The following is an 11,354-nucleotide window of genomic DNA, read 5'->3' as shown; positions in this document are numbered from 1 at the left end:
CTGCGCCCGGCTCACCGTGCCCGCCGACCGGGACCGTCCCGAGCTGGGCCCGGCCCGGCTCGGCCTGACCCGGGTCACGACACCCGGCGCGGCGGACGGGCGCCCGGCGCTGGTCGTGCTGGGTGACACCGGCACCGACGGGTCCGCACGGGCGGCGGTGAGCCTCGCCGCCCGGCTCCCCGCCGCCGTCCTCGACCGCTACCAGGTGATCGGCGTGGACCGCCGCGGCACCGGCGAGGACCTTCTCGACTGCGCCCCGGTCGACGCCCGCGCCGCCCTGCTCGACGCCGGACCGGACCGCCGCGACGAGGCCGCCATGACGGCACTGCTGGAGCGGGCCCGTGAGGTCGTGCAGGACTGCAACCTGCTGCTGTCGGGCACGTTGACCAGCTACCGCGCCGCGAGCGGTGCCGACGACCTGGAGTCGCTGCGGTCCGTGCTGGGCGCGGCCCGGCTGGACCTGCTCGCCGTCGGCGACGGTGCCGACGCGGCGGCCGCCTGGATCGGCGCCCACCCGGGCTCCGTCGGGCGGGTCGTGCTCGACGGGCCCGGTGACCCCACCCTCGACGAGCCGGCCCGGACCGAGACCACGACCGCGGCGGCGGAGAAGGCCTTCGACGCCTTCGCCGGGGCCTGCACCGCGTCGCCGACCTGCCCGCTGGGTCCCGACCCGCGCGGCTACGTCGACGAGCTCGTGTTCCGCCTGTCCCGCACCGCGCTGCCCGTCGGCGACGGCGACGCGGTCACCGCGGGCGCGACGCTGCGCGCGGTCCGGTCGGTCATGTCCCAGCCCGCGCGCTGGCCTGAGCTGCAGTCCGCGCTGGTCGCGGCCGGCGACGGCGACCCGGCGGGGCTGGTCCGCATCCTCGCCCCGCTCGGGGGTCCGCAGGGCCGTTTCGACGCCACCCTGGCCACCCGCTGCAACGACAGCCGGGTGCGGGTCACCCCCGGTGAGGCCGCGGACCTGGCCGGGCAGTGGGCGCAGCGCTTCCCGCTGTTCGGGGTCGCGGCGGCGCAGGAGCTCGTGGCCTGCGGGCCGTGGCCGTCGGGTGGACCGGTCACCCCGGCGGCGCCGCGGGGCGCTCCCCCGCCCCCGGTCGTCGTGATCGGGACCGCGCAGGACCCGCAGTCGCCGCAGAGCGGTGCCGAGCGGACCGCCCAGCAGCTCGCGACGGGGCGGCTGGTGCGCTGGCAGGGCAGCGGGACCGGGGCCTACCCGCGCACCCCGTGCGTCACCGACGTCGTCGACCGGGCGTTGCTGACCGGCCGGGCGCCCTCCCAGCCCGTGGTCTGCCCTCCGTAACCCCGTGCTCCGGGCGGCTCACCCTGGGTAGGTCCAGACCATGGTCGGGATGCGACGAAACCGGCGCAGAAGGTCACGATTGCGTATCCGCCGTTTTCCGGGGCGGTTGCGGGAACAGCGTTGTCGGCCATCCTCACCTGCGACAACGGGCGTACGAAACGTTTCCGGAATGGCTACGCCATCGTCGCGGAACGGTCCGTTCGGCTTACCGGTGCCGCCGTTCTGCGGCTAGGCTCCGTCCGGCGAGCGGGAGACCGCAGGTCGTGCCCACCGCACCGGTGGGCGTACGCGAACTCCCGGTCACGTCGTTCGGGTGGGTGTAACGCCGAACGGACCCGACGACGAGTGGTGCGGAAGGACCGTGCCCCTGCCCCGAGCGGCGGGCACGGACCCCGGGCGGAAGGAGCACGGTGGATTTCTTCACCTATGTCGGCAGCCAGCTGAACCAGTTGGTGTTCTACGGCCAGCAGCATTTCCTGCTGGTCGCGATCTCGGTCGGAATCGCGGTCGTGATCTCGTTGGTGGCGGGCACCCTGCTGCACACCAATCGGCTGACTCCCGAGTCGTGGAGCCGGCCGGTCCGGGCGGGCTCCCGTGAGGCGTTGCTGATCATGTTCTCCGCCGCGCTGACGATCCCGTCGCTGGCGCTGTTCGGTCTGCTGCAGCCGATCCTGGGGCTCGGCGTCACGCCGTCGCTGACGGCGCTGACGATCTACGCGATCTACCCGGTGCTGCGTAACGTCGTGGCCGGGCTCTCCTCGGTGGACGACGCCGTCCTCGAGTCCGCCCGCGGGATGGGGATGGGTTCGGTCCGGCGGATGTTCACCATCCAGCTGCCGCTGGCCTGGCCGGTGATCCTGTCCGGCATCCGGGTCGCCGTTCTGATCATCATCGGTATCGCGGTCGTCGCCGGCGCCATCAACGGCCCGGGCTTCGGCTCCTCGCTCTTCCTCGGCCTGCAACGGCTGGGATCGGTCAACTCGTTCAACCAGGTTCTGGCGGCCACACTCGGCTGCCTCGTCGTGGCTGCGGTCTACGAGCTCGTCTTCTGGATCGTGCAGCGTTTCACCACCCCGAGGGGGATCCGTGTCTGATTCCGGCAAGCCGATGATCGCCCTCGAAGGCATCAGCAAGACCTATCCGAAGTCCACCACCCCGGCCGTGCAGGAACTCGACCTGCACGTACCCGAGGGCACCATCTCGATGTTCATCGGGCCGTCCGGCTGCGGCAAGACGACCACGCTGAAGATGATGAACCGGCTCATCGAGCCCAGCACCGGCCGCATCCTGCTCGACGGCGACGACGTCACCGACGTCAACGCCGACGAGCTGCGCCGCCGCATCGGCTACGTCATCCAGCAGGTCGGCCTGTTCCCGCACTTCACGATCGGCGACAACATCGCCGTCGTCCCGCGGATCCTCGGCTGGGACCGCAACCGGATCACCGCCCGGGTCGACGAGCTGCTCCACCTGGTCGGGCTCGAGCCGAAGACCTACCGCGACCGCTACCCCCGCCAGCTCTCCGGCGGCCAGCAGCAGCGCGTCGGCGTCGCCCGCGGGCTCGCCGCGGACCCGTCGGTGATGCTGATGGACGAGCCGTTCGGCGCCATCGACCCGATCACCCGCGAACGCATCCAGGACGAGTTCCTGGAGCTGCAGCAGCAGATCGCCAAGACCATCTGCTTCGTCACCCACGACCTCACCGAGGCGGTCAAGCTCGGCGACCGGATCGCGGTGTTCGGGCCCGGCGGCGCGCTGCAGCAGTACGACACGCCCGACATGATCCTGACCCACCCGGCCAACGACTTCGTCGCCGAGTTCGTCGGTTCCGGTGCCGCGGTGCGACGGCTGTCGCTGCTGGAGCTGTCCCGCCTGGAGCTGCAGTCGGTCGACCTCGACGGGACCGCCGCCCGTAACGGCTCCCCCACCTACGAGGCCGACGCCGAGGGCCGCCCGGTGCGCTGGGCGTACCTGCCGGGCACCGCCGACCTGCCGAAACTGGTGACGGTGCCGCGCACCGGCACCGTCTACGACGCCGTCGACGTCATGCTCGACTCCCAGACCGAGCTGGTCGGTGTGGTCGACGCGCAGCAGCGGCTGCAGGGCGCGCTCTGGTGGCGCGACCTGGTCGAGGGCCTCAAGACCAAGGCCGGTTCATGAGCGCCCCCGCCGCCGAGGAGACCGGCGCGGCCGAGCCGTCCGGGTCGCCCTCGGCCGAGCCGGTCGTCCGCCGGACCCGCCGGCTGGACCGGTCGCTCGTCGTCAACCCGCTCATCGCCGTCGCCGGCGTGGTGCTGGTGCTGGTCTACGCCGCGTCCCAGGGGCTCGACGGCGTCGAGGCCTCGGTCATCAACGCGTCCTCGCTCGGGCAGCGGCTCGGCGAGCACCTGATCCTGACCGGGCTGTCCACCCTCGTCGTGATCATCGTGGCGATCCCGGCCGGCATCGCGATCAGCCGCCCGTCCGCGCGTCGTATCCAGCGTCCGATCCTGGCCTTCACCGGGTTCATGCAGGCGCTGCCCGCGTTCGGTGTGATCGTGCTGCTCGCGTTCTCCCCGCTCGGTCTCGGCCTGCCGACGGCCGTCGTCGCGCTCGCGCTGGCCGCGCTGCTGCCGGTGCTCACCAACACCGTCGTCGGGCTCCAGCAGGTCGACAAGGCGCTGATCGAGGCCTCCCGCGGCATCGGGATGTCGGCGCGGCAGACCCTGCTGCGCGTCGAGCTGCCGCTGGCGACGCCGGTCATGGTCGCCGGTGTCCGCGTCGCGCTCGTACTGAACGTCGGCACCGCGGCCCTGGCCACCTACGTCGGCGCCGGCGGTCTCGGCGAGCCGATCAAGGGCATGCTCGAGCTCGGCCGCCCCACCGGAACCCTCGTCGCGGCGACCATCGTCGCCGCGCTGGCCCTGATCGTGGACTGGCTCGCCGGTCTCGCCGAGTACGCCGTCCGCCGCAACGCCGGCTGACGCGGGCCCCGCTCGCCCCCGAATCCCCGCAGTACCGCATTCCCTGGAGGACACGTGAAGTTCGGACGATCCCGGCGTCTCGCCCTGACGGCGATGGCCGCCGCCGCGGCGCTCGCCCTGGCGGGCTGTGGCGGCCTGAGCGGCAGCGGCCCCTCGGCCTCCGGCGGCTCCCTGGCCCAGGCCGGCGACCTGAGCGGACAGAACTACGTCGTCGGCGGCAAGAACTTCGACGAGCAGCTGGTGCTCTGCCAGATCACCGTCGCCGCGCTCGAGTCGGCAGGCGGCAACGTCACCGACCGCTGCAACACCGGTGGCACCGACGTCACCCGCCAGGCACTGCTGGCCGGGGACATCAACATCTACTGGGAGTACACCGGTACCGCCTGGGCGTCGTTCTTCAAGGAGACCCGCCGGATCACCGACGACAACGAGCTCTACGACCTCGTCGCCCAGCGGGACCTGCAGCAGAACCAGATCCAGTGGCTGGACAAGGCCAACTTCAACAACACCTACGCCTTCGCCATGACCGAGGCGAAGTCACAGGAGCTCGGCATCACGACGCTGTCGCAGATGGCGGACTACATCAAGTCGGGCAAGGCACCGGCCGGCTCGGTGTGCGTGGAGACCGAGTACAACTCGCGTGACGACGGCCTGCGCGGCCTGGAGAAGACCTACGGCTTCACCGCACCGAACCCGCAGGTGCTCGCCACCGGCGTGATCTACCAGGCGACCGCCGACAACAAGTGCCTGTTCGGCGAGGTCTTCACCACCGACGGCCGCATCCCGGGCCTGAAGCTCAAGGTCCTCGACGACGACAAGAAGTACCACGTCACCTACAACGCGGCGCCGACGATCAAGGCCGACGTCTACAACGCCAACCCCGCCGTCCGGCAGGTGCTGGCGCCGATCGCCCAGGCCCTGGACTACAACACCATCCTCGACCTGAACGGCAAGGTGTCCTCCTTCGGCCAGAACGAGCGCGACGTCGCCCGTGAGTGGCTGACCCAGCAGGGCTTCATCGGCTGAGGTGTCCCGGTACGCCCACCGCGTCCCCGCCCCCGCTCCACCGGGTGCGGGGACGCGGTGTGTTCCGGGTCGATCACCGTGTGTGCGTGGGCGTTGCGCCGACGGACGGATCGTGGTCGGCTGGCCGGACCACCCATCCCCGCGAACCAGGACGATCCCGTGAGCCCCTTCCCCGGCCGCAGGCTGCGGACGCTGGTCCCGGCCCTGCTCGCCGTCGCGCTGCTGGCAGGCGGCTGCACCGGGCTCGCCGGAGGTGGGCCGCGGGCCTCCGCCGGGTCGCTCGCCCCGCGCGTCGACCTGTCCGGCCGGACCTACGTCGTCGGGTCGAAGAACTTCGACGAGCAGCAGATCCTCTGCCAGATCTCGATCGCGGCACTGGAGTCCGCCGGGGCGTCGGTGACCGACCGGTGCAACGTCGGGGGCTCCGACGTGACCCGGCAGGCGCTGCTGTCGGGGGACATCTCCACCTACTGGGAGTACACCGGCACGGCGTGGGCGTCGTACCTGCGCGAGACCCGCACCCTCGCCGACGACCAGGTCCTCGCCGACCTGCGCACCCGCGACCGTGCGCAGAACGGCGTGGTGTGGCTGGACCGCGCCGGGTTCGACAACACGTACTCCTTCGTCGTCGACGGGGCGACCGCGGCGCGGCTGAACCTGAACACGATCAGCGACATGGCCGCCTACGTCCGCTCCGGACAGCCCGGCGACGTCTGCGTCGAGACCGAGTACGCCTCCCGCGCCGACGGCCTCGCCGGGCTCCAGCGCGCCTACGGCTTCGAGCTCCCCCGCGACCGCCGCGAGACCCTCGAACAGGGTCTGATCTTCCAGTCCACCGCCGACGGCGTCTGCCTGTTCGGCGAGGTCGCCGCCACCGACGGGCGCATCCCGGCGCTGGGCCTGAAGGTCCTCACCGACGACCGCGGCTACCACATCACCTACAGCGCGGTCCCGGTCTTCCGGGCCGACGTGTTCGACCGGGCCCCGCAGGTCGCCGACCTGTTCGCCCCGATCACCGCGGCCCTGGACCAGCAGACCATGCAGCAGCTCAACGGCCGGGTCTCCGCAGGCGGGCAGAGCCCCCGTGACGTCGCGCGGGCCTGGCTGGCCGAGCGCGGGTTCATCGGGAGCTGAGCCGTGGCGCGCCGGCAGGTCGACGAGGTCCGCGACGGCGTGGAGCTCACCAGTCTCGACGCCGAGGCCTTCGACGGCGCCGGCGTCACCAAACGGGCCCTGCTCGACCACCTCGACGCCGTCGCCGCGCTGCTGCTGCCCGCGCTGGCCGACCGGCCCCTGTCGGTGGTGCGGGCCCGTCCCGGCCAGGCGCCGTTCATGCAGAAGAACCTCCCGCGCGGGGCGCCCGGCTGGATCCCGACCGTGGACGTGTGGGCGGACTCGTCGCAGCGCACCGTGCACTACCCGCTCTGCCACGACCGCCGCACGCTGCTGTGGTTCGGCAACCAGCGCGCCGTCGAGTTCCACCCGACCCTCGTGCCGCACGGTGCGACGACCACCGGCGAGCTCGTCGTCGACCTCGACCCGCCCGACGGCGCCGGCTTCGACCGGGTCGTCGCCGCCGCGCACCCGGTCCGGGCGGCGGTGGCCGAGCTGGGCCTCGCCGCCGCGGTGAAGACCAGCGGCGCGACCGGCCTGCACCTGGTGGTCCCGCTGTCGGAGCCGCTCCCGGTCGAGGACGCGTTCGCCGCGACCCGCGCGGTGTGCGCCCGTGCCGCGGCGCTGGCCCCCGACGTCGCGACGACCGCGTTCATCCGGGACGACCGCGGCGGCCGGGTCTTCCTCGACCCGACGCGCGTGGGCGGGGCCACCCTCGCCGCGCCCTACAGCCCGCGGGCCCGCCCCGGCCTGCCGGTGTCGTTCCCCCTCACCTGGGACGAGCTGGACCGGGTCACGCCCGCCGACTTCACGGTGGGCACGGTGGCCGGGCTGCTCGCGGGCCGTCCGACCTGGGCGGAGCTGCGGCCCGGGCCGGCCCCGCTACCGGAGGTCCTGCTCACCGAGGGCAGGGCGATCCCGGTGCCGCGGGTCGCGGCCATGCACGAGGGGAAGCGCCGCAAGCGCGCCCGCGAACGCGGTGAGTGATCACCCGTCGTGGAGGATCCGGCCCGCCCCACGGACGCTGCGCTCCACCACCGGTGATCACTCGTCGATGTCGCCCCGGGCGCGCCGGTAGATCCACCGGTCGGCGTCGGCGTGCGGACCGATCAGCACGTAGCCCCTCGGGTCCCCGCCGGGGTCGGACAGCTCGATCGTCCGCGGCGGACGGCCCGTGACGTCGGGGTCGATGCGCACCTGCTCGCCGGCGTAGGGGCCGTCGTCGATGACCGCGTACATGGCAGACGATTGTGCCACCCCGGGCGCCCCGCCCGGCCCCGTCGGACGAGGGGGCCGGGCGGGGCGTGGACCCAGGTCAGGTCGCCGACCCGGTCCTGGTGATCGTGGTGATCGCCAGGGTGGGCGCGGTGGTCGAGCCGCCCATCGTGTTGCCGTGGGTGTAGGGCTGCCCGACGACCACCTCGGCGCGGAAGAGGTCACCCTGCACCAGATCGGCGAGGGCGCTCTGCTCACCGGAGAGCAGCGTGTTGGTCCTGTACTCGTACCACTTCGAGTGCCGGACACCGTCGACGTTCGCACGGAACGACGTCGGTCCCGTCCCCGAGTCGAACTGCGTGATGTGCCCGTGGACCACGATGTGTCCGTCAAAAGGGGTCCCGACGGGTCATCGGTTCTGTGGATCCACGGGCCCGTCCTCGCCCGCCCGCCTCACTGCTTGCGCGCCCGGCTCGGCTGCACCCGCAGCGGTTCGCCGGGCATCTTCGGGTACTCCGGCGGGTACGGCAGGTCCCCCAGCCCCCGTTCGGCCTCGTCCTCGGCATACCACTCCAGCGCGGTCGCGCAGCTCCCCCGCTCCTCGCCCGCGCCGGCGTGCGGGTCGCCGTGGCGCCCCAGTAGACCGGGCACGGTGCGCAGGGTGAACTCGGCGGGGTCGACCTCGCCGAGGTCGTCCCAGGTGACCGGCATGGAGACGGTCGCGGCGGGCAGCCCGCGCACCGACCAGGCCGAGGCGATGGTGCGGTCGCGGGCGGCCTGGTTGTAGTCGAGGAAGACCCGCTCGCCGCGCTCCTCCTTCCACCAGTCCACGGTGGCCAGCTCCGGGATGCGCCGGCAGACGCGGCGGGCGATCGCGATCACCGCGTGCCGGACCTGCACGAAGTCCCACTCGGGCCGGATCGGGCAGGCGACGTGCACGCCCCGCCCGCCGGAGGTCTTGGCCCACCCGGTCAGCCCGGCCTCGGCGAGGACTTCGCGCAGCGTCTGCGCGACGACGACGGCGTCGCCGAAGTCGGTGCCCGGCTGCGGGTCGAGGTCGATGCGCAGCTCGTCGGGGTGCTCGGTGTCGGCACAGCGGACCGGCCACGGGTGGAAGTCGAGGGTGTTGAGGTTCGCCGCCCAGGCGATCGTCGCGGGCTCGGTGACCGACACCGACTCGGCGGTACGGCCGCTGGGGAAGGTCACCGTGCAGGTCCGCACCCAGTCCGGCGCGCCCTTCGGGACGCGTTTGACGAAGAACGGCTCGCCGGCCACCCCGGAGTTGAAGCGCTTCAGGTTGGTGGGGCGGTCGCGCAGCGCGCCGGTCATGGGCTCCCCCACCGCGACGTAGTACTCGACCACCTCGCGCTTGGTGATGCCGAGCTCGCCGAACACGACCTTGTCCGGGCTGGTCAGGCGGACGTCACGCGGCCCGTCGGGCCCGTCCACCTGCAGCATCACGACCTCACGGCTCGCCACCCGGCGAACCTACCCCCGGCGTCTATCGTGTGCCCATGAGTTCCGACCGGTCCCCCCGGTTCGACGACGACCTGCTGGGCCTCGACCCGGAGGACCCGGAGGCGCGGGCGTTCGCCGCGCACCTGGACCGCATGCAGCGGGTGCCGTCGTGCTCGGTGGAGGGCTACATCCGCGGCGTCGGGGACTTCGCGGAGTCGGCGAACCGGCTCCGGGGGCCGCAGCGCGCCGCCGCCGTCGGGGTGACGGTGCTGCTGTTGCTCGTCGCGGCCTGGGTCATCGCGAACGCGGCCGGGTTCGTCGTCGCCACCTGGGTCTGACGACCGGCGGCACACGACCGATCAACGGGTTACCGTGGATGCATGGGTCTGTTCAGCCGCAACACCACCACCTCCGACGCCGAGCTCCCGGCGGCGCCGGTGCAGAAGACCGACGACGAGTGGCGGGCCCAGCTCAGCCCGGACGAGTACCAGGTGCTCCGCAAGGCCGGGACCGAGCGCCCGTTCACCGGTGAGTACACCGACACGACCACGACCGGCGTCTACCGCTGCCGGGCCTGCGGGGCGGAGCTGTTCCGCAGCGACTCCAAGTTCGAGTCGCACTGCGGGTGGCCGTCGTTCTTCACCCCGCTCGCGGGTGAGGCCGTCATCGAGCGCACCGACTCCAGCCTCGGCATGACGCGCACCGAGGTGCTGTGCGCGACCTGCCACGGCCACCTGGGCCACGTGTTCGCCGGGGAGGGCTACGGCACGCCGACCGACCTGCGCTATTGCATCAACTCGGTGTCGCTGACCCTCGAGCCCGCCGCGGAGTAGGGGCCGCCGGCCGGCGGCCCCCACCGCCGGTCAGGGCAGGGACGCGACGAGGTCGCCGACCTCGACCCGCGGGCCGGTGTAGAACGGGATCTCCTCGCGGACGTGGCGGCGGGCCTCGGTGCCGCGCAGGTGCCGCATGAGGTCGACGATGCGGTACAGCTCGTCGGCCTCGAAGGCCAGGATCCACTCGTAGTCGCCGAGGGCGAAGGCCGGGACGGTGTTGGCGCGCACGTCGGCGTAGTCCCGGGCCTCCTTGCCGTGGTCGGCGAGCATCGTCCGACGCTCGGCATCGGGCAGCAGGTACCACTCGTAGGACCGGACGAACGGGTAGACGCACACGTAGCGCTTCGGGTCCTCACCGGCCATGAACGCCGGGACGTGGCTCTTGTTGAACTCCGCCGGGCGGTGCAGCGCGGTCTGGCTCCAGACCGGCACGCTCGCACGGCCGAGCGCGGTGGTGCGGCGCAGGTCGGAGTAGGCGGCCTGCAGCGACTCGATCTCCGAGGCGTGCCACCAGATCATGTAGTCGGCGTCGTGCCGCACACCGGCGAGGTCGTAGACGCCGCGGACGGTGACGTCCTTGTTGGCGAGCGAGTCGAGGTACTCGGTCGCCTCGCGGGCGGCGGCCGAGCGGTCGTCGCCGAGGCGGCCGGGCTCGACCCGGAAGACCGACCACATGGTGTAGCGGATGGTGTCGTTGATCGCTTTGACGTCCACGCGGGCCATGTCCGGCATGGTACGCGGCCGGTGAGGGTGCCCTCAGCGACCGGTCCGTGCGGCGAGCAGGGCCGGGGCGAGCCGCTCGGCGGCGGCCCGTGCGGTCGCGACACAGGCGGGGACGCCGACCCCGTGCAGCATCGACCCGGCGACCTCCAGCCCCCCGACAGCGGCGACGGCGGACTCCAGCGCGTCGACGACCGCTCCGTGCCCCACGCCGTACTGCGGCAGACCGCCGCCCCAGCGCTGCACGAACGACGCGACCGGGACGGCGTCGACGCCGTCGAGCACGGCCAGGTCGGCACGGACACGGGCGACGAGCTCGGCGTCGTCGACCTGCAGGCTCGCCTCCTCGCCGAACCGGCCGATCGAGGCCCGGAGCCGGACCAGGCCGTCCTCACCGAGGTGGGCCCACTTCGTCGACGCGTGGGTGACGCCCTTGACCGACAGGGGCTCGTCCGCGGCGACCAGACAGCCGGAGGTGCCGGGCATGCCGGTGACGTCGGCGGCCCGGAAGGCGAGCGCGACGACCGCGGAGGAGGCGAGTTCGATCCGCCCGGCCGCGGCGGCCGCGGCCGGTGCGACCGGCTCCAGCAGCCGGCGGGCGGCGGGTGCGGGGACGGCGAGGACAACGGCGTCGACGTCGAGCGCCTCCGGCTGCGGGACCGGTCCGAGGACGAGCCGCCAGCCGTCGGGGCGACGGTGCACCTCCCGCACGGTGACGCC

At 72.9% G+C, this 11,354-nt stretch carries 14 protein-coding genes; 9 read left to right on the top strand and 5 right to left on the bottom strand.

Going from position 1 to position 11,354, the window contains the following annotated elements:
* The 7 genes from GTW08_RS09205 to GTW08_RS09175 form a co-directional block, all read left to right on the top strand.
* Positions 1-1,303: alpha/beta hydrolase (locus tag GTW08_RS09205; protein WP_161151764.1), on the top strand; the 1,303-nt coding region annotated here is incomplete at its 5' end.
* 410 nt (positions 1,304-1,713) lie between these two features.
* Positions 1,714-2,397, top strand: a complete 684-nt coding sequence (locus tag GTW08_RS09200; protein WP_073577088.1) for an ABC transporter permease — start codon at positions 1,714-1,716, stop codon at positions 2,395-2,397.
* Positions 2,398-2,410: 13 nt separating this feature from the next.
* The gene (locus GTW08_RS09195; protein ID WP_161151766.1) at positions 2,411-3,463 is read left to right on the top strand and encodes an ABC transporter ATP-binding protein; all 1,053 of its coding nucleotides are present in this window, start codon (positions 2,411-2,413) and stop codon (positions 3,461-3,463) included.
* Positions 3,460-4,266, top strand: a complete 807-nt coding sequence (locus GTW08_RS09190; protein WP_073577090.1) for an ABC transporter permease — start codon at positions 3,460-3,462, stop codon at positions 4,264-4,266. Before GTW08_RS09195 ends, GTW08_RS09190 begins: the two co-directional genes overlap by 4 nt.
* Before the next feature lie 54 nt (positions 4,267-4,320).
* On the top strand, positions 4,321-5,292 hold the full coding sequence (locus GTW08_RS09185; RefSeq protein WP_253067901.1) for a glycine betaine ABC transporter substrate-binding protein: 972 nt from the start codon (positions 4,321-4,323) through the stop codon (positions 5,290-5,292).
* Between the two features lie 159 nt (positions 5,293-5,451).
* Positions 5,452-6,426, top strand: coding sequence for a glycine betaine ABC transporter substrate-binding protein (locus GTW08_RS09180; RefSeq protein ID WP_346009884.1), 975 nt, complete (start codon positions 5,452-5,454; stop codon positions 6,424-6,426).
* 3 nt (positions 6,427-6,429) lie between these two features.
* On the top strand, positions 6,430-7,392 hold the full coding sequence (locus tag GTW08_RS09175; RefSeq protein ID WP_073577091.1) for a DNA polymerase domain-containing protein: 963 nt from the start codon (positions 6,430-6,432) through the stop codon (positions 7,390-7,392).
* A gap of 57 nt (positions 7,393-7,449) precedes the next feature.
* Here the strand turns inward: GTW08_RS09175 and GTW08_RS09170 are convergent, their stop codons facing one another.
* The 3 genes from GTW08_RS09170 to ligD form a co-directional block, all read right to left on the bottom strand.
* Complete coding sequence (locus tag GTW08_RS09170) at positions 7,450-7,644, bottom strand: hypothetical protein (protein WP_073577092.1); 195 nt, start codon at positions 7,642-7,644, stop codon at positions 7,450-7,452.
* Between the two features lie 76 nt (positions 7,645-7,720).
* On the bottom strand, positions 7,721-7,999 hold the full coding sequence (locus GTW08_RS09165) for a hypothetical protein (RefSeq protein WP_073577093.1): 279 nt from the start codon (positions 7,997-7,999) through the stop codon (positions 7,721-7,723).
* A 74-nt stretch (positions 8,000-8,073) separates the two neighbouring features.
* Positions 8,074-9,078 carry a non-homologous end-joining DNA ligase gene (gene ligD, locus GTW08_RS09160; RefSeq protein WP_073577168.1) on the bottom strand — a complete coding sequence of 335 codons (1,005 nt, stop codon included), beginning with the start codon at positions 9,076-9,078 and terminating at the stop codon, positions 8,074-8,076.
* Positions 9,079-9,134: 56 nt separating this feature from the next.
* On the opposite strand from ligD, the gene GTW08_RS09155 reads away from it, so the two are divergent.
* Both GTW08_RS09155 and msrB read left to right on the top strand, forming a co-directional pair.
* A complete protein-coding gene (locus GTW08_RS09155) occupies positions 9,135-9,416 on the top strand; it encodes a hypothetical protein (RefSeq protein WP_073577094.1) in 282 nt (93 codons plus the stop codon).
* 42 nt (positions 9,417-9,458) lie between these two features.
* Positions 9,459-9,911: a peptide-methionine (R)-S-oxide reductase MsrB gene (gene msrB / locus GTW08_RS09150; protein ID WP_083658895.1), complete on the top strand. Its 453-nt coding sequence runs from the start codon at positions 9,459-9,461 to the stop codon at positions 9,909-9,911.
* 30 nt (positions 9,912-9,941) lie between these two features.
* On the opposite strand, the gene hemQ is transcribed toward msrB, so the two are convergent.
* Positions 9,942-10,637 carry a hydrogen peroxide-dependent heme synthase gene (gene hemQ / locus GTW08_RS09145; RefSeq protein ID WP_062404609.1) on the bottom strand — a complete coding sequence of 232 codons (696 nt, stop codon included), beginning with the start codon at positions 10,635-10,637 and terminating at the stop codon, positions 9,942-9,944.
* A 33-nt stretch (positions 10,638-10,670) separates the two neighbouring features.
* Positions 10,671-11,354, bottom strand: a 684-nt coding sequence (locus GTW08_RS09140) for a protoporphyrinogen/coproporphyrinogen oxidase (protein WP_202416814.1), incomplete at its 5' end; no start/stop codon positions are given.

Source organism: Pseudonocardia sp. SID8383 (assembly GCF_009864975.1).
GTDB classification, from domain to species: Bacteria; Actinomycetota; Actinomycetes; order Mycobacteriales; family Pseudonocardiaceae; genus Pseudonocardia; species Pseudonocardia alni.
The sequence above is the reverse complement of the archived record's forward strand: the minus strand, read 5'-3'. Positions and strand labels throughout refer to the sequence as shown.

Bases quoted from the DNA above. Each gene is read 5' to 3' on its own strand.
- GTW08_RS09170 (WP_073577092.1), bottom strand. From the start codon at position 7,644: ATGTACGCGGTCATCGACGACGGCCCCTACGCCGGCGAGCAGGTGCGC.
- GTW08_RS09155 (WP_073577094.1), top strand. From the start codon at position 9,135: ATGAGTTCCGACCGGTCCCCCCGGTTCGACGACGACCTGCTGGGCCTC.
- msrB (WP_083658895.1), top strand. From the start codon at position 9,459: ATGGGTCTGTTCAGCCGCAACACCACCACCTCCGACGCCGAGCTCCCG.
- GTW08_RS09190 (WP_073577090.1), top strand. From the start codon at position 3,460: ATGAGCGCCCCCGCCGCCGAGGAGACCGGCGCGGCCGAGCCGTCCGGG.
- ligD (WP_073577168.1), bottom strand. From the start codon at position 9,078: ATGCTGCAGGTGGACGGGCCCGACGGGCCGCGTGACGTCCGCCTGACC.
- hemQ (WP_062404609.1), bottom strand. From the start codon at position 10,637: ATGGCCCGCGTGGACGTCAAAGCGATCAACGACACCATCCGCTACACC.
- GTW08_RS09195 (WP_161151766.1), top strand. From the start codon at position 2,411: ATGATCGCCCTCGAAGGCATCAGCAAGACCTATCCGAAGTCCACCACC.